Source organism: Streptomyces sp. NPDC044921 (assembly GCF_056432865.1).
The window spans coordinates 356057-377894 of the sequence record NZ_JBWKIF010000001.1 but is presented as its reverse complement, the minus strand read 5'-3'; the positions used below and the strand labels follow the sequence as shown (position 1 = coordinate 377894).

Annotated in this window: 18 protein-coding genes and 1 tRNA gene; 6 read left to right on the top strand and 13 right to left on the bottom strand. The window is 72.6% G+C overall.

The window, feature by feature from the left end; all coding sequences use genetic code 11:
- The first annotated feature begins 96 nt into the window (after positions 1-96).
- A complete protein-coding gene (locus tag AC07DA_RS01825) occupies positions 97-3327 on the top strand; it encodes a S41 family peptidase (protein ID WP_479123568.1) in 3231 nt (1076 codons plus the stop codon).
- Between the two features lie 82 nt (positions 3328-3409).
- Here AC07DA_RS01825 and AC07DA_RS01820 read toward each other — a convergent pair whose 3' ends face one another.
- The 4 genes from AC07DA_RS01820 to AC07DA_RS01805 all read right to left on the bottom strand — a co-directional run bounded on the left by AC07DA_RS01820 (position 3410) and on the right by AC07DA_RS01805 (position 7020).
- Complete coding sequence (locus tag AC07DA_RS01820; RefSeq protein ID WP_479123566.1) at positions 3410-3613, bottom strand: hypothetical protein; 204 nt, start codon at positions 3611-3613, stop codon at positions 3410-3412.
- A gap of 76 nt (positions 3614-3689) precedes the next feature.
- Positions 3690-4574: an SDR family oxidoreductase gene (locus tag AC07DA_RS01815; protein WP_479123564.1), complete on the bottom strand. Its 885-nt coding sequence runs from the start codon at positions 4572-4574 to the stop codon at positions 3690-3692.
- Positions 4571-5494, bottom strand: a complete 924-nt coding sequence (locus AC07DA_RS01810) for an alpha/beta fold hydrolase (RefSeq protein WP_479123563.1) — start codon at positions 5492-5494, stop codon at positions 4571-4573. Before AC07DA_RS01810 ends, AC07DA_RS01815 begins: the two co-directional genes overlap by 4 nt.
- On the bottom strand, positions 5491-7020 hold the full coding sequence (locus tag AC07DA_RS01805; protein WP_479123561.1) for a flavin-containing monooxygenase: 1530 nt from the start codon (positions 7018-7020) through the stop codon (positions 5491-5493). The genes AC07DA_RS01810 and AC07DA_RS01805 overlap by 4 nt, the downstream gene beginning before the upstream one ends.
- A 130-nt stretch (positions 7021-7150) precedes the next feature.
- On the opposite strand from AC07DA_RS01805, the gene AC07DA_RS01800 reads away from it, so the two are divergent.
- Positions 7151-7813: a MerR family transcriptional regulator gene (locus AC07DA_RS01800; RefSeq protein WP_479123559.1), complete on the top strand. Its 663-nt coding sequence runs from the start codon at positions 7151-7153 to the stop codon at positions 7811-7813.
- Here the strand turns inward: AC07DA_RS01800 and AC07DA_RS01795 are convergent.
- Positions 7810-8613, bottom strand: coding sequence for an exodeoxyribonuclease III (locus AC07DA_RS01795; RefSeq protein WP_479123557.1), 804 nt, complete (start codon positions 8611-8613; stop codon positions 7810-7812). The genes AC07DA_RS01800 and AC07DA_RS01795 overlap by 4 nt on opposite strands.
- A 60-nt stretch (positions 8614-8673) precedes the next feature.
- Between AC07DA_RS01795 and AC07DA_RS01790 the strand changes: the two genes are divergently transcribed.
- Positions 8674-9150 (top strand): GNAT family N-acetyltransferase, encoded by a 477-nt coding sequence (locus AC07DA_RS01790; RefSeq protein WP_479123555.1) that lies wholly within the window; start codon positions 8674-8676, stop codon positions 9148-9150.
- Positions 9151-9228: 78 nt separating this feature from the next.
- On the opposite strand, the gene AC07DA_RS01785 is transcribed toward AC07DA_RS01790, so the two are convergent.
- From AC07DA_RS01785 to galU, 7 genes are all read right to left on the bottom strand, one after another.
- Positions 9229-9302, bottom strand: a tRNA-Ala gene (locus AC07DA_RS01785).
- An 83-nt stretch (positions 9303-9385) separates the two neighbouring features.
- Positions 9386-10600 (bottom strand): divisome protein SepX/GlpR, encoded by a 1215-nt coding sequence (gene sepX / locus AC07DA_RS01780; RefSeq protein WP_479123553.1) that lies wholly within the window; start codon positions 10598-10600, stop codon positions 9386-9388.
- Between the two features lie 172 nt (positions 10601-10772).
- On the bottom strand, positions 10773-11390 hold the full coding sequence (locus tag AC07DA_RS01775; protein WP_479123551.1) for a GNAT family N-acetyltransferase: 618 nt from the start codon (positions 11388-11390) through the stop codon (positions 10773-10775).
- Positions 11391-11416: 26 nt separating this feature from the next.
- Entirely contained in the window at positions 11417-11914 is a 498-nt protein-coding gene (locus AC07DA_RS01770) for a MogA/MoaB family molybdenum cofactor biosynthesis protein (RefSeq protein WP_479123549.1), read from the bottom strand.
- Positions 11911-12420, bottom strand: coding sequence for a cyclic pyranopterin monophosphate synthase MoaC (gene moaC, locus AC07DA_RS01765; RefSeq protein ID WP_479123548.1), 510 nt, complete (start codon positions 12418-12420; stop codon positions 11911-11913). The genes AC07DA_RS01770 and moaC overlap by 4 nt, the downstream gene beginning before the upstream one ends.
- 82 nt (positions 12421-12502) lie before the next feature.
- On the bottom strand, positions 12503-13843 hold the full coding sequence (gene glp / locus AC07DA_RS01760) for a molybdotransferase-like divisome protein Glp (protein ID WP_479123547.1): 1341 nt from the start codon (positions 13841-13843) through the stop codon (positions 12503-12505).
- A gap of 4 nt (positions 13844-13847) precedes the next feature.
- On the bottom strand, positions 13848-14750 hold the full coding sequence (gene galU / locus AC07DA_RS01755; protein WP_479123545.1) for a UTP--glucose-1-phosphate uridylyltransferase GalU: 903 nt from the start codon (positions 14748-14750) through the stop codon (positions 13848-13850).
- A gap of 93 nt (positions 14751-14843) precedes the next feature.
- Between galU and AC07DA_RS01750 the strand changes: the two genes are divergently transcribed.
- Complete coding sequence (locus AC07DA_RS01750) at positions 14844-15467, top strand: 5-formyltetrahydrofolate cyclo-ligase (protein WP_479123543.1); 624 nt, start codon at positions 14844-14846, stop codon at positions 15465-15467.
- Positions 15468-15536: 69 nt separating this feature from the next.
- Here the strand turns inward: AC07DA_RS01750 and AC07DA_RS01745 are convergent, their stop codons facing one another.
- The gene (locus tag AC07DA_RS01745; RefSeq protein ID WP_479123542.1) at positions 15537-18401 is read right to left on the bottom strand and encodes a penicillin acylase family protein; all 2865 of its coding nucleotides are present in this window, start codon (positions 18399-18401) and stop codon (positions 15537-15539) included.
- A 239-nt stretch (positions 18402-18640) separates the two neighbouring features.
- Here AC07DA_RS01745 and AC07DA_RS01740 point away from each other — a divergent pair, with 239 nt between their 5' ends.
- Both AC07DA_RS01740 and AC07DA_RS01735 read left to right on the top strand, forming a co-directional pair.
- Entirely contained in the window at positions 18641-20170 is a 1530-nt protein-coding gene (locus tag AC07DA_RS01740) for a potassium/proton antiporter (protein ID WP_479123541.1), read from the top strand.
- Positions 20171-20534: 364 nt separating this feature from the next.
- Positions 20535-21827, top strand: a complete 1293-nt coding sequence (locus tag AC07DA_RS01735; RefSeq protein WP_479123539.1) for an MFS transporter — start codon at positions 20535-20537, stop codon at positions 21825-21827.
- Positions 21828-21838: the final 11 nt, after the last annotated feature.

Below are 21838 nucleotides of genomic sequence, written 5' to 3'. Positions count from 1 at the left end.
CGACACAGAAACGAAACCGTTTCGTACGTGTACTGGGTCACGACGGTGGCTTTGTCCTGACTTGCTGCGGTCCGCACCCGGGCAAAGCATGGTCGGGTGACCTATCTGCGTCTGCCGCATCTCCACGACGACCTGCTGTGCTTCGTCGCCGAGGACGACCTCTGGCTCGCCCCGCTCGACGGCCGGGGCCGCGCCTGGCGGCTCACCGTCGACCGCACCAAGGTGGGCCACCCGCGCTTCTCGCCCGACGGCCGCCACCTGGCCTGCACGAGCTGGCGCAGCCTGGTGCCGGAGGTCCACCTGGTCCCGGTGGACGGCGGCCCGGCCCGTCAGGTGAGCCACTGGGGCAGCGCCGACACGCGGGTCTGCGGCTGGACCCCGGACGGCGAGATCCTGGCCGTCGCCTCGCACGGTGAGCCGTTCTCCTACTTCACCTGGGCCTACAAGGTCTCCCCCGACGGCGACCCGGGCCGCAAGCTGCCCTGGGGGCCGGTCTCCGACATCCAGGTGGCCGACCTGGGCGGCGAGCGCCTGACCCTGCTGCTCACCGGCACGCCCCCGCACGAACCGGCCGCATGGAAGCGCTATCGGGGCGGGGCGACGGGCCGGCTGTGGCTGCACGGCGAACGGCTGCTCGAAGGCCTGGCCGGCCATCTGCACTCCCCCATGTTCGTCGGCGGGCGGATCGCCTTCCTCTCCGACCACGAGGGCGTCGGCAACCTCTACTCCTGCGCCCACGACGGCTCCGACCTGCGCCGCCACACCGACCACGACGCCTTCTACGCCCGGCACGCCGCCAGCGACGGCACGAGGGTGGTGTACCAGTGCGCGGGCGACCTGTGGCTGGTCGACGACCTGTCCGCGCACTCCGAGCCGCGCCGGCTGGACGTACGGCTCGGAGGGCCGCGCACGGGGCGGCGTCCGTACCAGGTGGCGGCCGCCCAGCACGTCGACGGCATCTCCGTCGACGAGACCGGCCGGGCCAGCGCGGTCGTCGTGCGCGGCAGCCTGTACTGGCTCACCCACCGGGACGGTCCCGCCCGCACCCTCACCGACACGCCGGGTGTGCGGGTGCGGCTGCCGGAGATGCTCGGCGCGAGCGGGCGAGTGGCGTACGTGACGGACGCGGAGGGCGAGGACGCCCTCGAGATCGCCTTCCTGCCCCGGGCGAGCGGCGACCGCACCCCCCGGCGGCTGTCGGCGGGCGCGCTGGGCCGGGTGCGCGAGCTGGTCTCGGACCCCGGGGGCGAGCGGCTGGCGGTCGCCTCGCACGACGGGCGGCTCCTCCTCGTCGACGTCACCGAGGAGGGCGGCGGCGGGGTCACCGAGCTGATCCGGTCGGTCAACGGACCCGTGCGCGACCTCGCGTTCTCCCCGGACGGGGCGTGGCTGACCTGGTCGCACCCGGGCATCGGCCGGACCTTGCGGCAGATCAAGCTGGCCCGCATCAAGGACTCGTTCGTCGTGGACGTCACCAACGGCCGCTTCGAGGACGAGAACCCGGTCTTCACCCGCGACGGCCGCTACCTCGCCTTCCTGTCCTGGCGCGGCTTCGACCCGGTCTACGACGTGCACACCGGCGACCTGTCCTTCCCGCTGGGCTGCCGCCCCTACCTCGTGCCGCTGTCCTCGGCGACGCCCTCCCCGTTCGCGGTGAACCCCGAGGGCCGCCCGGCCGCCGGGGGCCTGGACCCGGTGGAGGACGACGACAACGGGGAGAACGGGACCGTCACCGTGGAGGTGGAGGGGCTGGAGAGCCGGGTCACGCCGTTCCCGGTATCCGCCTCCAAGTACTCGGCGCTGCACCCGGTGGCGGGCGGCGGGCTGGTGTGGCTGCGCTGGCCGATCTCGGGCGCGCTGGGCGAGACGTTCGCCAACCCGGACGACACCAGCGGCCGGCCGACCCTGGAGCACTTCGGCATCACCAAGGCCAGGAAGTCCGAACTCGCCCAGCACCTGGACTGGTTCGCGGTCAGCGGCGACGGCAGCCGGCTGGTGGTCGTCGACGAGGGCGAGCTGCGCGCGGTGCCCGCCAACGAGCCGGGCGACTCCGACTCGACGGTGTGGATCGACGCGCGCCGCATCCTGCACACGGTCGACCCGGCGGCGGAGTGGCGGCAGGCGTACGAGGAGGCCGGGCGGCTGATCCGGGCCCACTTCTGGGACCCGGGCATGTGCGGCATCGACTGGGACGGGGTGCTGGACCAGTACCGTCCGCTGGTCGAACGGGTCGCTTCCCCCGACGAGTTCGCCGACCTGCTGCGCGAGGTCCTCGGCGAACTGGGCACCTCCCACGCCTACGTCACCGCCGCCCGGCGCAACGAGGGGCCGCCGCACTACCAGCGCCGCCAGGGCCTGCTGGGCGCCAACCTGGTCCGCCGGGACGGCGGCTGGACGGTCGGGCGGATCCTGCCCGGCGACTCCTCCGACTCCAAGGCCCGCTCCCCTTTGGCGGGTACGGGCATCCGGGAGGGCGCGGTCCTCACCCACGTCGACGGCCGCCCGGTCGATCCCGACGCCGGGCCCTACCCGCTCCTGGCCGGTGCGGGCGGGACGACGGTGGAACTGACCTTCTCTCCCGCCGAGGGCGCGGGTCCGCCCCGGCGGGTCGCGGTCGTGCCACTGATCGACGAGCGGCCGCTGCGCTACCAGGACTGGGTGGCCAAACGCCGGGCGGTGGTGCGGGAGTTGAGTGGGGGCCGCTGCGGCTACCTGCACATCCCGGACATGGGCGGCTCCGGCTGGGCGCAGTTCAACCGCGACCTGCGCATGGAGGTGTCCCGGCCCGCGCTGCTCGTGGACGTGCGCGGCAACGCGGGCGGGCACATCAGCGAGCTGGTCATCGAGACGCTGAGCCGCACGGTCCTCGGCTGGGACCTGACCCGCGGCGCCCAGCCCGTGTCGTACACCTCGAACGCGCCGCGGGGCCCGGTGGTGGCCCTGGCCGACGAGGCGACCTCCTCCGACGGCGACATGATCACCGCCGCGTTCAAACTGCTGAAGCTGGGGCCCGTCGTGGGGCAGCGCACCTGGGGCGGGGTGGTCGGCATGACCGGCCGGCACGAGCTGGGCGACGGCACGGTGATCACGGTGCCGATGAACGCGGCCTGGTTCGACGCCTACGGCTGGTCGGTCGAGAACAGGGGCGTCTCGCCCGACATCGACGTCCTGCGCACCCCGCTGGACTGGGCCGAGGGGCGGCACGCCCAGCTGGCCGACGCCGTCGAACTCGCCCTGGGCCTGCTGGAGTCCCACCCGCCCGCCACGCCGCCCACCTACGGCGACGTGCCGGACCGCTCCCGCCCGAAGCTGCCGCCCAGGGCGTGACCCACCCCCTGCCCCACCTCGCGGTGGACAGGGGAAAGGGGCGCCCCGCACGGGGGCGCCCCGGTCCGTTCAGCGCGCGACGTCAGGCGTCGAAGTCCCGGTCGAAGCGGTCCTCCTGCTCGCGCTCGCGCTCACGCTCACGGTCGCGCTGCGGCTGCGACGGGTCCATGTCCTCGTCGCGCCGGCGGTCACGGCCCTGCATCTGCTCGCGAGCCTGGTCCGCCTTCTGACGGGCCTGGTTCTGCCACTGCTCGGACTTCTCCTGGAACTGGTCCTTCATACCCATGTGGGTTCACTCCCGTTGGGGGTGAGGGGATCTGGCTCGATCAGATTCACACGGGTCGTGACGCTACGCATGTCGATCACTCACGCACGGTAGTCCGCTGCTGTTCGTCGGCGGCTCCACCGGCTCCGACCAGGCCCGTGCGCATGCCCGCCAACCGGTCGGCGAACCGCCGCATCTCGCGCTGGCCCACCGTCCCGATGACGCCGGGCAGGTAACCGCGCACCCCCTGCATCCCGCGCAGCCACCACTGCCCGTACACGTGGCTCGACCGCCGCTCGATCCCGGCCACGAGCCGGTCCACCGCCGGACCGAGCGGGTAGGTCCTGTTGGACGGCCAGGGCAGCCGCTGCCGCAACTCCCGCATGACGTCGTCCTGGTCGGCTCCCCGCACCATGTCGGTGTCGGTCCACGACAGGTACCCGACGCCGACCTTCACGCCCCGGTACCCCACCTCGGCGCGCAGGCTGTGCGCGTACGCCTCCACGCCCGACTTGGACGCGCAGTACGCGGTCATCATCGGCGCCGGGGTGATCGCCGCGAGGGAGGCGATCTGCAGCAGGTAGCCCCGGCTCTCCAGCAGCATCGGCAGGAACGCGCGGGCGGTCACCGCCGAGCCGACCAGGTTGACCTCGATCACCCGCCGCCAGGACTGCGGGTCGGAGTCCACGAACGGACCCCCGGTCGCCACACCGGCGTTGGCGACGACGATGTCCACCCGGCCGAAGCGCTCCCTCACCTCCTCGGCGACCCGGGCCATCGCCTCGTGGTCGGTGACGTCGGCGTGCCAGTGGTCGCTGTCGCTGTGCAGCCGCGCGGAGACCTGCTTGAGCGCGTCCGGCTCCAGGCCGACCAGGGCGATCCGCACGCCGCGGGCGGAGAGCTTGCGGGCCAGCAACTCCCCGACGCCGCGCGCCGCCCCGGTCACCACGGCGACCTTGCCTTCGAGGCTCACCCTGCTCATGCGCTCTCCTCGGATCCGACCTGGATGTATGTGCTGACGAGCTCGCGTATCGTCCCGGTGACCGGCTCGGGCGCCTCGATCGGGGTCATGTGGCCGATGCCGGGCAGCTCGGTGAACCCGGTGCAGTTCGGCAGGGCCTCGCACAGCGCCCGGGACTGCGCGGGCGGGGTCAGCCGGTCCGCCGTACCGACGACGACGGCCGTGGGCACGGTCAGCTCCCGCACGCCGTGGTCGAGGTCGAGCAGGTCCAGCACCTGTGACCAGCTGTGGCGGACCCTGCGGGGGCAGGCGTGCACGATCCGGGCGCACGCCTCCACCATGTGCGGGGCCGAACCCGGGCCCATGGTGCCGTACTTGAGGATCCGGCGGGCCAGCGGCGTGACCGGCCCGAGCGGGGCGCGGGAGCCGAGGATCCGCCGGGTCAGCCAGGTCCGCACCGGCCCGGCCCGCAGGGGGAGGACGGTGGAGCCCGCGACCAGCTGCGAACTGCCCGTGCTGCACAGCAGGACGGCGGCCGCGTGCGCCTTGAAGGCGGCCCGCCCGGAGGCCGCCATGACGGTCATGCCGCCCATGGAGTGCCCGGCGATCACGGCCCGTTCGCCCGGGGAGAGGGTGGCGCCGAGCACGGCTTCCAGGTCGTCGGCGAGCGCGTCGGTGCTGCACGCCGGGTGCGCGGGGCTGCGGCCGTGCCCGCGCTGGTCGTAGGCGATGACCCGGTGGTCGGCGGCCAGCGCGCGGATCTGCGCCGCCCAGAAGGCGGTGGAGCAGGTCCAGCCGTGGGCGAGGACGACGGCGGGGGCGAACTCCGGCCCGTGGATCTCGACGTGCAGCCGGGCGCCGTCGGCGGAGACGGCGGTCAGTTCCCGCACGGGGGCGGGCGGGGCGTACGGCCCGGAGTCGACGGCGACGAGACGGCTCACGCGTCCACCCCGGCCTTCCGCGGGGCCCGCTGCTCGCCCTGCCCGGCCACGGGGGGCCGCAGGACGTCGTACTCGGCGAGGTCCACGCGGCGCGTCGCCCGCCGGAACTCGGCCGTCGTGCCGGGCCAGATGGTGGTGTTGCGGCCGCTGGCGTCGAGGTACCAGCTGGTGCAGCCGCCGGTGTTCCACACGGTCCGCTGCATGCGTTCCTGCACCCGGTGGTTCCAGCCCCGCACGGCCTCGGGGCGGGCGTCGAGGGCGACCCGGCCGCCCAGGACGTCGAGCTGGCGGACGTAGTCGGCCAGGTAGTTCAGCTGGGACTCGATCATCAGGATCATCGAGGAGTTCCCCAGGCCCGTGTTGGGGCCGATGATCGTCATCCAGTTCGGGAAGCCGGCCGCGGAGGCACCGCGCAGGGCCTCCATGCCACCCTTCCAGGTCTCCGCGAGGGTCCGGCCGTCGGCGCCCACGACCCGCTCGGCGATGGGCATGTCGGTGACGTGGAAGCCCGTGCCGAACACGATCGCGTCCACCTCGGCCTCGCTGCCGTCGGCGGCGACGAGGGTCGAGCCGCGCACCTCGGCGAGGCCGCTGGCGACGACGTCCACATTGGGCTGCGCGAGCGCCGGGTAGTAGGTGCTGGACAGCAGGATCCGCTTGCAGCCGATGCGGTAGTCCGGCGTGAGCTTGGCCCGCAGCGCCGGGTCCTTGATGGCCCGGGCCATGTTGCGCTTGGCCAGCTGCTCGACGAAACCGAGTTCGTTCGGCCGCTTGGTGAACGCCTGGACCTGCAACTCCCGGATGCCCCACAGCAGTCCGCGCCTGAGCTGCGCGGTGAAGGGCAGCTGCCGGTGCAGCCACCGCTCGACGTCGCCGATGGCCCGGTCCATGCGCGGCATGACCCACGGCGGGGTGCGCTGGAAGAGGGTGAGCCGGGAGACGTCCGGCTGGATGGAGGGCACGATCTGGATGGCCGAGGCGCCGGTGCCCACCATGGCGACGCGCTTGCCGCGCAGGTCGTAGTCGTGGTCCCAGCGGGCGGAGTGGAAGACCTTCCCGGGGAAGGAGTCCAGGCCGGGGATGTCGGGCACCTTCGGGTCGGACAGCGGCCCGGTGGCCGACACGACGAGGTCGGCGGAGAGGTTCCCGCTGCTGGTCTCGATGTCCCAGCACAGCCGCTCGGCGTTCCAGCTCATCCGCTTCACCTCCGAGTCGAAGCGGATGTGCGGCCGCAGCCGGAAGGTGTCCGCCACGTGCTCCAGGTAGGCCCGGATGTGCTCCTGCCCCGAGAAGGTGCGCGGCCAGTCCGGGTTGGGCGCGAAGGAGAACGAGTACAAGTGCGACGGCACGTCGCAGGCGCACCCCGGGTAGCTGTTGTCCCGCCAGGTGCCGCCGACACTGCTCGCCCGCTCCAGGACGACGAAGTCGGTGACACCCTCCCGGCGCAGCCGCACGGCGGCCCCCAGCCCGCCGAACCCGGACCCGACCACCGCGACCCGTACATGCTCGTGTTCGCGCTCGCCCATGCCGACACCTCCACACACCACGAGAACCGTGCCAGTGAACACTGGCGCAATGGGAGCGTAGAGCAGTGACGTACTGATGGGTAGGGGCTGCGACGAGGAAGTTACCCGCGGTACGCCTTAAGGTGCCCAGGTGGCCGAGAAGCGTGAATACCGCATGGAAGAGCTGGCCCGCCTCGCCGGGATCACGGTGCGCACCCTGCGCTTCTACCGCGAACGCAAGCTGATCCCGCCACCGCGCCGGGAGGGACGCATCGCCTGGTACGACGACCAGCACCTGGCCCGGCTGCGCACCATCACGGCCCTGCTGGAGCGCGGCCACACCCTCAACGGCATCGCGGAACTCGCGGAGGCCTTCGACCACGGCCGGGACGTCGGCGACCTGCTCGGCGTGGGCGGCCCCACCGAGGAGGAGCCGGTCCACCTCACGCCCGAGGAACTCGCCGACCACTTCGCGGGCGAGGCCACACCCGAGAACCTCGCCACCGCGATGGAGCTGGGCTACCTCGGCACCGACGGCGAGGAGATCGTCCACATCAGCCGCCGCCTGCTGGACGTCTCCTCGGCCCTGGTGCGCGAAGGCATCCCGCTGGCGGAGGTCCTCGGCGCGGCCAAGGAGGTCCGCGTGCACGCCGACGCCCTGGCCGACCTCTTCACCCAGCTGGTCCTGCGCCACGCCTCCCCGGAGGACCTGCCCCGCCTGCGCCCCCTGGCGCGCAGCGTGGTGGAGGCGGAGCTGTCCCTGGCCCTGGACCGGCGGATGCGCGAGGACGGCTCCCGGGGGGAACGGTCCTAGCGGTCGTAGACCACGGTCACGGGAGCGTGGTCGGACCACCGCTCCGCGTGCGTGGCGGCCCGCTCCACGAACCCCTTGACCGCCCGCTCGGCGAGCCCGGGGGTCGCGACGTGGTAGTCGATCCGCCAGCCGGTGTCGTTGTCGAAGGCCCGCCCGCGGTAGGACCACCACGAGTACGGCCCCTCGGTGTCCGGGTGCAGGGCGCGTACGACGTCGACGTAGCCGCCGTCGGCCGGGTCGAGGACGCGGCCGAGCCACTCTCGCTCCTCGGGCAGGAAGCCGGAGGACTTCTGGTTGCCGCGCCAGTTCTTCAGGTCGGCCTTGGTGTGGGCGATGTTCCAGTCGCCGCAGACGACGACCTCGCGCCCCTGCGCCGCGGCCCGCTCCCGCAGTCCCTTCAGATGGGCGAGGAACTCGCCCATGAAGCGCTCCTTCTCGTCCTGCCGCTCGGTGCCGACCTCGCCGGAGGGCAGATAGAGCGAGGCGACGGTGACCCCCGGCAGGTCGGCCTCCACGTACCGGCCGCTGCCGTCGAACTCGGCCGACCCGAACCCGATCCGCACCCGGTCGGGCTCGCGCCTGCTGTACAGCGACACCCCGGCCCGGCCCTTGGCGGCGGCCGGCGCGTGCACCACGTGCCACCCCTCGGGCGCGCGGACGTGCCCGGGCAGCTGCTCCGGCTCGGCGCGCACCTCCTGCAGGCACAGCACGTCGGCGTCGGTCCCGGCCAGCCACTCCACGAAGCCCTTCTTCGCGGCGGCCCGCAGCCCGTTCACATTCACAGAGGTCACAGTGAGCACCCCGGCACGATACCGGCACCCTGGACCGGGTCCAGATCCGGATCGCATACGGTGGTCGGCATGCGCATACGCCGGGTCTCCTTCGACCACCCCGACGCCGTGAAGCTGAACGACCAGGTCCAGGCCGAATACGCCCTCCGCTACGGGGACGACGGCGACGCCACGCCCATGGCCGCCGCGGACTTCGCCCCGCCGAACGGCACCTACCTGATCGCGTACGACGAGGACGGCACGCCCGTCGCCTCGGGCGGCTGGCGCGCCCAGGACGCGAACGGCGAGGGCAACGTGGACGGCGACGCCGAGCTGAAGCGCATGTACGTGATCGAGCAGATGCGCGGCCGGGGTCTGGCCCGCCGCGTGCTGGCGGCCCTGGAGGAGGACGCCCGCGCGGCCGGCCGCGTCCGCATGGTCCTGGAGACCGGCACCAAGCAGCCGGAGGCCATCGCCCTGTACACGTCCAGCGGTTACGAGCCGTGCGCCAAGTTCGGCTACTACCGCCACCACGAGGCCAGTCGCTGCTTCGCGAAGCGGCTCTGACGAGCCGAAGCGCCCTGCGGGGCCCGCGAACAGAGCAGAGCCCCTGTCGGCTTGCGCCGACAGGGGCTCGAAGCTGCGTGGACCTGAGGGGATTTGAACCCCTGGCCCCCTCGATGCGAACGAGGTGCGCTACCGGACTGCGCCACAGGCCCTTGCAACGAGTGAAACTCTAGCACCCCGATCGGCCCGCATAAAAATCCGTTCCCGAGCGGCGGCCGCGCGCCTGTGAGCGGGGCTACTCGTTGGCGGCCCGGGGCCGGTCCCCGTCCTCGTACTGGTCGAACAGCGGCGTGCGGCCGCGCTCCCGCGCCCGCCGCGCGGAGGCCGCGGCGGGGTTCCCGCCGCGCGAGCGCTTCCGGGCGGGCGGCGGTGCGTCACGGCGCCCGTTGCCGTCCGTCCCGTCGGGCGCGTGGGGCTCCGCCGCGACCGGGCCGGCGGGGGCGGCCGTCTCCTCCGCCCCCTCGGGGGTGACCGTGCTCGACCGCGCCGAGCTCCAGGTGTCGGGGGCGCCGAGGTCCACGTCGCTGGTCGCCCGGGGCGCCACCGGCGCGGTCACGTAGGTCGGCAGGGGCACCGGCACCGGCTCCCAGCTGTCGCCCTGGCCGGGCCGCCGCTGCCGCTCGCGCTGCTGGTCGACCCACTCCGCGTGGTCGGTCTGCTCGACGAGGGCGCGCCGGTCGGCCGCGAGGGCCGACAGGCCGGGGTCGGTCACCGGCTCGGGTCCCTCCTCCGGTTCGTCGGCCTCGTCCTCGGCCAGGGGACGCCGGCGGGGCTGGCGCTGCCGCTCCCGCAGCCGCTGGGCGGCGGCCTCGGCCCGGCGGCGGTCCATCTGGTAGGTGAAGCGGCGGCGCTCCTGGGAGCGCAGGTACGCGATGTACACGCTGAGCATCACGGCGGGCACGCCCGGGGCCCACAGGAACGCCAGGCCTCCGACCGCGGCGACGATCGCGCCGAGGGTGAAGGCGAGGAAGAGCATGGTGGTGGTGCGCCTGCGGCGCGCGAGCACCTTCGAGCGCCGGGCCCGTGCCGCGGCCGCCTGGTCCGCCCGCGCCGACGCACCGCGCCGCGCGGCGGCCGCGCCGCCCGGCCCGCGTTCGGGGCGGGCCGCGTCCGGTGCCGGACGGGCCGGCCGCCCGGGGGCGGGCGACGGGAGGGGCGCCTGGGTCTGGGGGCGGGTCTTGGACACCGCGAAGGCCCGGACGTCCACCGACTCGGTGACGGCGTCCGGGGCGTCGGCGTCCCGCTCCTCCTCCTCGGCGGAGCGCGCCCGCAGGTCCTTGGCGTACCGGCGCTCCATGGCCGCCTTTCCGGACAGGAGCCGGATGGCGGTGCTGAAGCGTTCCGTCGGACGGGCCTCGTTCAGCTCGTCCTGCCTACGGAGCCACATCGGCACCAAGTAGGCGGCCCAGGCCCCGACAATGACTGCGTAGATGAGGCCGCTGCTGCTCACGCCTCACACCGTAGAGGGGTTTGCGTGAGGCCATCTGCCAATTGAGCCGGTGTGTCGCACGATCTGGCTGATATTTCGAACTTTTTTTGCGACTGATGCGATCAGCACACCACCGAGGCCGAGAATTCCTCGCCCCGAGACGGTCACCAGCCGATCAATTTCGAACATATATTCAATTTCCGGGGTGTGGCCGCATTCCCGGATTACTCTCCGATCGTGCCCGCTGCCAGCGCCTGAGCAAACCGTCCGGCACCTCTTCCGCCGTGAGCGCGAAGACGAGGTGGTCGCGCCAGGCTCCGTCGATGTGGAGATAGCGGGGCCGGAGTCCCTCCTCGCGGAATCCGAGCTTTTCCACCACCCGGCGGCTCGGGCCGTTCTCGGGACGAATGCAGACCTCGACGCGGTGCAGTCCGACGGTGCGGAAACAGTGGTCGACGACGAGCGCCACCGCCGTCGGCATCACCCCGCGTCCGGCCACCGCCTCGTCGACCCAGTACCCGACGTGCCCCGAGCACATCGAGCCCCAGGTGATCCCGGCGACCGTCAGCTGCCCGACCAGCCGCCCCTGGTACTCGATGACGAAAGGCAGCATCCGGCCCGCGTTCGCCTCCGATCGGAGGTGGCGGACCATCTGGCGGAAGGTCGGGCGGTGCGCGATCGGCCCGCCGGGCGTGGGCGGCGGAATCGTCGCCTCCCAGGGGCGCAGCCAGTCGCGGTTGCGCCGGTTGACCTCGCGCCACGCCCGCTGGTCGCGCAGCTTTATCGGCCGGAGGACGATGTCGCCCTCCACCAGCTCGACGGGCCAGGATGGGCTGTTCAGCTCGCACCCCCGTCGGACCTGGGGTGGTCACCGCCGCGCAGCTGCTCGACGGCGTGGACCAGCAGCGGTTCCAGCACGGCGAGACCGTCCTTCACACCGCCGCCGGAACCGGGCAGGTTGACGATCAGGGTGCGTCCGGCCACTCCGGCCAGGCCCCGGGAGAGCGCCGCCGTCGGCACCTTCTCCCGGCCGAACGCCCGGATGGCCTCGGCGATGCCGGGCACCTCGTAATCGATCACCCGGCGCGTGGCCTCGGGGGTGCGGTCGGTGGGTGAGATGCCCGTGCCGCCGGTGGTGACGATGACGTCGTAGCCGGCCTCCACACCGGCGCGCAGGGCCGCCTCCACCGGGCCCCCGTCGGGGACGACCTGCGGACCCTCGACCTCGAAGCCGAAGCGCTCCAGGCCGTCGGCGATCAGCGGGCCGCCCTTGTCCTCGTAGATGCCCGCGGCGGCCCGGTTGGAGGCCGTCACGACCAGAGCGCGGTACGTCATGCCCGGCTCCAGTCGCCCGACTTGCCGCCCGTCTTCTCCTCGACCCGTACGTCCGTGATGACCGCTCCCTTGTCCACCGCCTTGACCATGTCGATCACGGTGAGCGCGGCGACGGAGACCGCCGTGAGGGCCTCCATCTCGACGCCCGTGCGATCCGTGGTCTTCACGGTGGCCAGGATCTCCACGGCGTCGTCCGCGACCGACAGGTCCAGTCTCACACCGGAGACCGACAACGGGTGACAGAGCGGGATCAGGTCGGGGGTGCGTTTGGCTCCCATGATCCCGGCGATCCGCGCGGTCGCGAGGGCGTCGCCCTTGGGGACGCCCTCGCCGCGCAGCAGCTCGATCACGCGGGGCGAGACGAGGACGCGTCCGCTGGCGCGCGCGGTGCGCGCGGTCACGTCCTTCTCCGACACGTCGACCATGCGGGCGGCGCCCGCCTCGTCGAGGTGCGTCAGCCCGCCTTGTGTGGAGCCGTCCTGCGTGCCTGGGTCCTGCGTGCTCATGCTGTGTGGCGCTCCCGGTCCGGGCCCGTCGCGGTGCGGCGCACGGGCCTGCTGTGCGCGACACGCTACCCCCAACCAGCGGCTACCGGCCGAGCAGGATCACCTCGACCTCGGTGCCGGGCTCGACGGACTCGGTGTCCTCGGGGACGACGATCAGCGCGTCGGCGTGGGCGAGGGCCGCGACCAGGTGGGAGCCGGCGCCGCCGACCGGGGTGACCCGGCCGTCCTCGTACCTGCCGCGCAGGAACTGGCGGCGGCCCTTCGGCGAGGTCAGCGCCGTGCCGGCGGCCAGGGTGGCCCGGGTCGTGGGGCGGTGGACGTCCGGCAGACCCATGAGGGCGCGGATGGCGGGGCGGACGAACAGCTCGAAGGAGACGTACGACGAGACCGGGTTGCCGGGCAGGGCCAGCAGCGGCGTGTGGTCGGGGCCGATGGAGCCGAAGCCCTGGGGCTTGCCCGGCTGCATGGCCAGCTTGCGGAACTCCACTCCGCTGCCGGGCTCGTCCTCGTCCGCGACGTGGGACAGGGCCTCCTTGACGACGTCGTAGGCGCCGACGCTCACCCCGCCCGTGGTGACCATCAGGTCGGCCCGGACCAGTTGGTCCTCGATGGTGGAGCGCAGGGTCTCGGCGTCGTCGGCGACGGCGCCCACGCGGTAGGCGAGGGCGCCGGCGTCACGGGCGGCGGCGGTGAGGGCGAAGCTGTTGGAGTCGTAGATCTGACCCGTGCGCAGTTCCCCGTCGGGCGGGACGAGTTCGCTGCCGGTGGAGAGCACCACCACGCGCGGGCGCGGGCGCACGCGCACGGTGCCGCGGCCGATCGCGGCGAGCAGGGCGATCTGCGGCGGGCCGAGGATCGTACCGGCCTCCAGGGCGCGGTCGCCGGCCTTGACGTCGCTGCCCTTCGCGCGCACGTGCGCGCGAGCCCCGGCCGGGCGGTAGACCTGCACCTGGCCGGTGGCGCCCTCGGGGCCGAGGCTGCGGGCGCGCATGCCGCGGACGGGACCCTCGCCGAGCCCGCCGTCGGTCCACTCCACCGGCACGACCGTCTCGGCGCCGGGCGGCAGCGGGGCGCCCGTCATGATGCGCGCGGCCTGGCCTGGCCCCACCTGGAGCAGGGCGGACTGACCGGCGGCGACGTCCCCGACGACCTCCAGGGCCGCCGGGAACTCCTCGCTCGCGCCCGCCACGTCCGCGACCCGCACCGCGTAGCCGTCCATCGAGCTGTTGTCGAAGGGCGGCAGGGACACCGGCACCGTGACGTCCTCGACGAGGACGCAGCCCTGGGCGTCGAGCAGGTGCAGCTCGATCGGCTCCAGGGGCCGGACGGTGGCGAGGATGTCCTCCAGGTGCTCCTCCACCGACCACAGGTGGTCGGGGCCCGAGTGGTCCTGGTGCGTGACGCGGGGCGCGGCGCTGCTCAACGTGCTACATCTCCTCGGCTACGTAACTGCGAAGCCAGGTCCGGAAGTCCGGGCCCAGGTCCTCACGTTCGCACGCGAGTCGGACGATGGCACGCAGGTAGTCACCGCGGTCGCCGGTGTCATAGCGGCGGCCCTTGAAGACCACGCCGTGCACCGGGCCGCCGATCTTCTCGTCCTCGGCGAGCTGCTGCAGGGCGTCCGTGAGCTGGATCTCGCCGCCGCGGCCCGGCTCGGTCCGGCGCAGTATGTCGAAGATGTGCGGGTCGAGGACGTAGCGGCCGATGACCGCGTAGTGGGAGGGGGCGTCGGCCGGGTCGGGCTTCTCGACCAGGCCGCTGACCCTGACGACGTCGCTGTCCTCGGTGGTCTCCACGGCGGCGCAGCCGTAGAGGTGGATCTGCTCCGGGGCGACCTCCATGAGCGCGATGACGCTGCCGCCGCGCTGCTCCTGCACCTCGACCATGCGCTGCAGCAGCGGGTCGCGGGGGTCGATCAGGTCGTCGCCGAGGAGGACCGCGAAGGGCTCGTGGCCGACGTGCGGGGCGGCGCACAGCACGGCGTGGCCGAGGCCCTTGGGGTCGCCCTGGCGGACGTAGTGCATGGTCGCCAGGTCGCTGGACTCCTGCACCTTGGCGAGGCGGTCGGCGTCGCCCTTCTTCTGGAGCGCCGACTCCAGCTCGTAGTTGCGGTCGAAGTGGTCCTCGAGGGGGCGCTTGTTGCGGCCCGTCACCATGAGGACGTCGTCGAGACCGGCCGCGACGGCTTCCTCGACCACGTACTGGATCGCGGGCTTGTCCACCACCGGCAGCATCTCCTTGGGAGTCGCCTTGGTGGCCGGCAGGAACCGGGTGCCGAGTCCTGCTGCGGGAATGACAGCCTTGCTGATCCGAGGGTGCGCCTGAGTCATGCCCGCCACCCTATCCGGTGCCTTTGGATGGAATCTGCGGCTCCGGATCATAGGCGCTCATATGAGCGTATTGCGACGGTACGGGAGCGACCATTGAGGCACATCACACGTCCGGGCGAGCCTGACAAGCGGAGTTTGCGGCGCGGGATCCTCACGGCGAGGGACAGGTTGACGGCGGATGACCTGCGGGAAGCCTCGGCCGCTCTGGCCGGGCGCGCCCTGGAGCTGCCCGAGCTGGCGCGGGCCGGCACGGTCGCCGCGTACGTCTCCGTGGGGAGCGAGCCCGGAACGCTCGCGCTCCTGGACGCCTTGCGCGCCCGGGGCGTGCGCGTGCTGCTGCCGGTGCTCCTGCCCGACAACGACCTCGACTGGGGCCGGTACGAGGGCAAGGAGTCGCTCGCACGGGTCCGGCACGGCGGCCGGATGGCCCTCTTCGAGCCGGCGGGCCGACGCCTCGGGCCGGACGCGGTGACCGCGGCGGACGCGGTGCTGCTGCCGGGGCTCGCGGTCGACACGCGCGGGATGCGCCTGGGCCGGGGCGGAGGCTCGTACGACCGGGTGCTGGCCCGGCTGGAGCGTGCGGGGGCGCACCCGGCGCTGGTGGTGCTGCTGTACGACGCCGAGGTCGTCGGCCACGTCCCGGCGGAGCCGCACGACCGGCCGGTGCACGCGGTGGTGACGCCCTCGGGCGTGCGGCGGTTCCGGCCGGGGCCCTGACGCGGAGAAACGGCCCTCCACGCGTGCGTGGAGGGCCGTTCGCCGTGCGTCGCCGCCTTGTTCAGCGGCTCACGGCTTGAGCACCAGTTTGTCGGCCGTGCCGTTCTCGACCGCCCGGTCCGAGAAGGACCAGGGCAGCAGCTCGCCGTCGGCCCACTTGTCGGTCTGGTCGACGTAGTGCGCGTTGTAGGCGTGCCCGGAGGCGCCGGTGAGGTTGATCCAGCGGGACTTGTCGAGGTCGCCGAGGTTCACCACCATCCGCATGGACGGCACCCACACCACGCCGTAGCCGCCGGCGGCGTTCCAGCCGGTCGCGTTCACCGTCGCCTCGCCGCCGCTGAGCTCCCAGGGGCCGCGGTTGAGGGCGTACTGGAGGAAGCCGGGTCCCGCGGTGCCGAGGGTCTGGTTCTTCAGGAACAGGCGGTGCAGCCGGCCCCAGCTCCAGGTGTCGATGTCCTTGCCGAGCTTGGCGGTCAGCTCCCAGCGGGCGTCGACCATGGCCCGCTTGAACAGCTGGTCGCGGTTGACGGCGCCGTCGCGGGTGCCGACCTCGGGCGTCCTCCACCAGTCGCTCTTCGGCTGGTCCATCAGCTTGCGGACCACCTCGAACCAGCGGTCGCCGCCGTCGGGCTGCGCCCGGTCGGGGTCGCGCTGCCCGCACTCGCGGACCTCCTGGACCTCGTCGGCGGGGCCGGTGGTGTTGACCGGCTTGACCCACAGGCACTGTCCCCTGGGCCGCAGCTCCTTGGGCAGCTTGTTGCCGAAGGCCAGCTTGAGGACGTTGCGCCAGACGGCGTTGAAGTAGGCGGCGGCCGCCGAGTCGGCGTCCTGGGTGTAGTCCCAGCCCTCCAGGAGCTTCTGGGCCTCGCGGACGTCCTTGTCTTCGGTGTCGATCTTCAGCAGCGTGGGCACCAGCAGCCGGGCGATCTCACTGCTGTTGTCGAGCTGCATCTGGCGCATGTCGTCGGTCGAGATCTTGCCGCCGTCCTTGATCTTCGACTGGATCAGGTCGGTGATCCGCTGGCTGCGCGTGCCGTAGCCCCAGTCCGTGGTGAGGGTGTAGGGGTACTTGTCCTCGTCGATCACGGCCTGGTTGGCGGTGACGATGTAACCGCGGTCCGGGTCGTACTCGTAGGGCAGCTCGTCCTGCGGGACGTAACCGGTCCAGCGGTACTCCGGGTCCCAGCCGGGCGCCGGCAGGGAGCCGTCGAAGCCCTCCGCGCGGGTGGGGATCCTCCCCGGCAGGGTGTAGCCGATGTGGTCCTCGGTGTCGGCGTAGACCAGGTTCTGCGACGGCACGTCGAACAGGGCGGCGGCCTTGCGGAAGTCGGTCCAGTTCTTCGCCCGGTTCATGGCGAAGACGGCCTCCATGGTGGTGCCCGGCTGCAGCGCGGTCCAGCGCAGCGCGACGCCGTAGCCGTCGCCGCGGTCGGGCGCGGCCGTGTCGACGGTGGCCTTCTTGCCGACCTTCACGAGTTCCTCGTCGCGGTCGGAGAGCAGGGGCCCGTTGTTGGTCTCGCGGACGACGATCTTCTTGGGCGAGCCGCCGGCGACCCGGATGGTCTCCTCGCGGGTCTGGAACGGCCTGACCTTGCCGTCGTAGAGGTAGCCCTCGCCGGTGATCTTCTCCAGGTAGAGGTCCGTGACGTCCACGCCGGAGTTGGTCATCCCCCAGGCGATGTCCTGGTTGTGACCGATGATCACGCCCGGCATGCCGGCGAAGGTGTAGCCGGTGACGTCGTACTGGCAGGTGCTGGAGACGCTGCGGCAGTGCAGGCCCATCTGGTACCAGACCGACGGCAGCGAGGGCGACAGGTGCGGGTCGTTGGCCAGCAGCGGCTTGCCGGTGATGGTGTGCTTCCCGCTGACGACCCAGGAGTTGGAGCCGATGCCGTCGCCGTTCACGCCGACGGCCGGCGGGAGGTCGTCCAGGACCCGGGTGAGGCCGGAGAGCTGGCCGTCCAGGCCGGAGGTGCCGGAGGCGGCGCCGCCGGTGCCCGCGCCGGTGCCCGCGGTGCCGGACGTGCCCGCGGTGCCGGACGTGCCCGCGGTGCCGCTCGTGCCGGACGTGCCCGCGGTGCCGCCGGTCCCGGCCGTTCCGGCGGTGCCCGAGGTGCCGCTCGTGCCGGAGGCGCCGGCGCTGCCGCCCTGCTCGAACACGCCGGTCAGCTCGCTGTACTGGCCCTCCTGGACGATCGCCTTGTTCCGGCTGTACGGGTACTGCGGGTACAGCTCGGCGATCTGCTTCGGGCCCAGGCGGCTGGTGAGCAGGGCGCGGTCGATCTCGTCCTGCATGTTGCCGCGCAGGTCCCAGGCCATCGCCTTCAGCCAGGAGACCGAGTCGACCGGGGTCCACTTCTGCGGCTTGTAGTCGTTGGTGAAGCCCAGCGCCGCGTACTCCAGGGAGATGTCCTCGCCGTCCTTGCCCTGGAGGTAGGCGTTGACCCCCTCGGCGTAGGCCTGGAGGTACTTCTTCGTGGCGGCCGACAGCTTGGTGTCGTACTCCCGCTTGGCGACCCGGTCCCAGCCCAGGGTGCGCAGGAACTCGTCGTTGTCGACCTGGCTCTTGCCGAACATCTCCGACAGGCGTCCGGCGGCCATGTGGCGGCGGACGTCCATCTCGTAGAAGCGGTCCTGGGCCTGGACGTAGCCCTGGGCCATGAACAGGTCCGCGTCGGAGGAGGCGTAGATCTGCGGGATGCCGTGGTCGTCGCGTTTGACCTCGACGGGTCCCGAGAGGCCCTTCAGCGTGAGGGTGCCCTTGGTCTGCGGGAAGGACGCCCGGACGGTGCTGATCGACCAGTACGCCCCGAAGGCGACGCCTCCGATGACGGCCAGCACCAGGACGAGCACGATCAGACGTGCTTTGCGCCCCTTTCTCCTGCCGGACTTGCCGGGCTGCTGACCCGTGGAGGCGGTGGTGTTGGGGGGCATCGCTGTCCTTGCTGTCCTAAGTCGAGCGGCAGGTTCGGCTGTGCTTTTAACTGAGCGCTGGAGCAACGATAGGCGCAGGGCCTTGCGCCCCTTGACGCGGAGTCGGGAACCGGCACGGACGGACGTTCGATCTTGCCCTGCCGAGCGTCAAGAAATCGTCAAGAGTTAGGTAAGGTAACGAAGTAGTCGGCGCGCTGCGCCACCCACTTCGTGTGCGATGTACGTGAGCCCACGCGCGCGTGCGTGCGGGCCAGGGAAGGAATCGGCCGCTGACTGTCCACCACCTCAACCAGCTCCTGCTCGTCTGCTCGCTCGTCCTGCTCGTCGCCGTCGCAGCGGTACGGATCTCCTCGCGCAGCGGGCTCCCCAGCCTGCTCGTGTACCTGGGCATCGGCGTCGCCATGGGCCAGGACGGCATCGGGGACATCCACTTCGACAACGCCGAGCTGACCCAGGTCATCGGCTACGCGGCGCTGGTCGTGATCCTGGCCGAGGGCGGCCTGGGCACGAAGTGGAAGGAGATCGAGCCGGTGATGCCGGCCGCCACGGCGCTGGCGCTGGCCGGTGTGGCGGTGAGCGTCGGGGTCACGGCGTCGGCGGCGCACTACCTGGTCGGGCTGGAGTGGCGGCAGGCACTGATCATCGGGGCGGTCGTCTCCTCGACCGACGCGGCGGCCGTGTTCTCCGTGCTGCGCAAGATCCCGCTCCCCGCGCGCGTGAAGGGCACGCTGGAGGCGGAGTCCGGCTTCAACGACGCCCCCGTGGTCATCCTCGTGGTGTCCCTGTCCACGGCCGGACCGGTCGAGCACTGGTACGTGCTGCTGGGCGTGATCCTGCTGGAGCTGGCGATCGGCGCGGCCATCGGGCTCGCGGTGGGCTGGCTGGGCGCCTGGGGGCTCAGGCACGTGGCGCTGCCCGCGTCCGGCCTGTACCCGATCGCCGTCATGGCGATCGCCGTGGTGGCGTACGCCGCGGGCGCGCTCGCCCACGGCAGCGGCTTCCTCGCGGTGTACCTGGCCGCGATGGTGATGGGCAACGCCCGGCTGCCGCACTGGCCGGCCACCCGCGGCTTCGCCGACGGGCTGGGCTGGCTGGCGCAGATCGGCATGTTCGTCATGCTCGGCCTGCTGGTCACCCCCCACGAGCTGGGCGACGACATCGTGCCCGCGCTGGTCATCGGGCTGGTCCTGACCATGGTGGCGCGTCCGCTGGGCGTGTTCGCCTGCCTGGCGCCGTTCCGGGTGCCCTGGCGGGAGTCGGCGCTGATGTCCTGGGCCGGGCTGCGCGGAGCGGTGCCCATCATCCTGGCGACCATCCCAATGGTGAAGGGCGTCGCGGGCAGCGACCGGATCTTCAACATCGTCTTCGTCCTGGTCGTCGTCTACACCCTCGTTCAAGGCCCGACGCTGCCCTGGCTGGGCCGCACGCTGCGGCTCGGCGAGGACTCCGAGGCGGCCGACCTCGGCATCGAGTCGGCCCCGCTGGAGCGGCTGCGCGGGCATCTGCTGTCCGTCGTGATCCCCGAGGGGTCGAAGATGCACGGCGTGGAGGTGGCGGAGCTGCGGCTGCCGCACGGCTCGGCCGTGACGCTCGTGGTGCGCGGAGGGGAATCGTTCGTCCCGTTGCCGACGACGGTTCTGCAGCGCGGCGACGAGCTCCTCGTGGTCGCCACCGACCCCGTCCGGGACGCGACCGAGAGCCGGCTGCGGGCGGTCGGGCACGGGGGCAAGCTGGCCGGGTGGCTGGGCACGGACGGGGCGGGACCCTGACGGGGCGGGTCCCTGGCGGGGCGGGACCCTGACGGGGCGGGACCCTGACGGGGCGGGTCCCTGGCGGGGCGGGTTCCTGGCGGGGCGAGTTTCTGATGGGTGATTCGCCCCGTTTGGCGAATCCCAAGGCGGGCCGGTTCGTGGTGCCCCTTTTCACAGGCCGGCCCGCCCTTGATCCCTGTAAGATGAAGGCGTACCCAGATCGAACCAACTCTGCCTGACGCAGAGCTGGCGCGACCGTATGGCGGTCGGGACACCCCTCCTCACCGGGCCCCGGCATCTACCGCAGTTCCGCGCAAGAGGACAGCTCTCGGCGCCGCCCGCTGACGGGGCCGCGCTACCAGGCGGCAGAAAGGCACGGGCCGTGGCATCCACGGTCACCTCGAAGACGCCGGAAAACCCGTCGGCTTCCGCCCGCCCGGGATACGGCCGGCTGCTGCACACCCGCGGCGCCTGGACGTTCCTGCTCCCCGGTTTCGCGGCGCGCCAGCCGTTCGCGATGCTGACGATCTCCATCGTGCTGCTGGTGCAGCACACCACCGGCTCCTACGGGGCCGCGGGCGCCGTCGCGGCCGTCACCGGTGTCTCCATGGCCCTGTTCGCGCCGTACACCGGCCGTCTCGCCGACCGGTACGGGCAGCGCGCCGTGCTGATCCCCGGGGTGCTGCTGCACACCCTGTCCGGTCTGACGCTGACCGGGCTGGCCCTCATGGACGCGCCCCTGTGGGCGCTGTTCGCCGCGGCCGTCCCGACCGGCGCCTCGGTGCCGCAGGTCGGGCCCATGGTGCGGGCCCGCTGGGGCGTCAAGCTCAAGGACTCGCCCCTGATGACCACCGCGGCGGCCTTCGAGTCCGTCACGGACGAGCTGACCTTCGTCGTCGGGCCGCTGCTGGCCACGGCCCTGTGCACGGCCGTCGACCCGGCCGCGGGGCTGGTCACGGAGGCCTCGCTGACCCTGGTCGGCGGTCTGCTGTTCGCCGCGCAGAAGAGCACCCAGCCCGCGGTCTCGGACCGCGGCCACACGCGCGTGGAGCACACGTCGGCCCTGCGGGTCCCCGGGGTGCGCGTGCTGATCGTGACCTTCCTGGGCATCGGCACGGTCTTCGGCGGAATGCAGGTCTCCCTGGCGGCGTTCACCGAGTCCATCGGCGAGCCCGGCCTGAACGGCGTCCTGTACGGCGTCTTCGCCGCGGGCAACATGCTCTCCGGCCTGGTGTGCGGCGCGATCGCCTGGAAGGTGGCACCGCAGCGGCGCCTGGTCGTCGGCTACGCCGCGCTCGCGCTGACCGCGTCCGGCCTGTGGGCCGCCCACTCGGTGCCGGTCCTCGCCGGCCTGGGCCTGCTGGTCGGCGTGTGCATCGCGCCCGCCCTGATCACCGGCTACACCCTGGTGGAGTCCCTGGTCCCGGCCGGAGCCCACACGGAGGCCTTCACCTGGCTGACCGGCGCGGTGGCACTCGGCCAGGCGGCGGCCGTCACGGTCGCCGGCCAGCTGGAGGACCGCCTCTGGGACGGCGCCGGTTTCCTAGTGCCGATGGGCGGCACCGTGCTCGCCCTGGCGACCTTGCTGGCCCTGCGTTCCCGGCTCGCCTCACGCGACCAGGGGCGGACCGTCGCACGTGGCGTGGGTCACCGCGTGCCGGTCGCAGTGGACTGAGCGGCCGGAAT

Excerpts from the sequence above, each read along its gene's own strand:
- AC07DA_RS01820 (WP_479123566.1), bottom strand. The coding sequence starts at position 3,613 with ATGGGTATGAAGGACCAGTTCCAGGAGAAGTCCGAGCAGTGGCAGAAC.
- AC07DA_RS01815 (WP_479123564.1), bottom strand. The coding sequence starts at position 4,574 with ATGAGCAGGGTGAGCCTCGAAGGCAAGGTCGCCGTGGTGACCGGGGCG.
- AC07DA_RS01805 (WP_479123561.1), bottom strand. The coding sequence starts at position 7,020 with ATGGGCGAGCGCGAACACGAGCATGTACGGGTCGCGGTGGTCGGGTCC.
- AC07DA_RS01790 (WP_479123555.1), top strand. The coding sequence starts at position 8,674 with ATGCGCATACGCCGGGTCTCCTTCGACCACCCCGACGCCGTGAAGCTG.
- AC07DA_RS01770 (WP_479123549.1), bottom strand. The coding sequence starts at position 11,914 with ATGACGTACCGCGCTCTGGTCGTGACGGCCTCCAACCGGGCCGCCGCG.
- moaC (WP_479123548.1), bottom strand. The coding sequence starts at position 12,420 with ATGAGCACGCAGGACCCAGGCACGCAGGACGGCTCCACACAAGGCGGG.
- galU (WP_479123545.1), bottom strand. The coding sequence starts at position 14,750 with ATGACTCAGGCGCACCCTCGGATCAGCAAGGCTGTCATTCCCGCAGCA.
- AC07DA_RS01745 (WP_479123542.1), bottom strand. The coding sequence starts at position 18,401 with ATGCCCCCCAACACCACCGCCTCCACGGGTCAGCAGCCCGGCAAGTCC.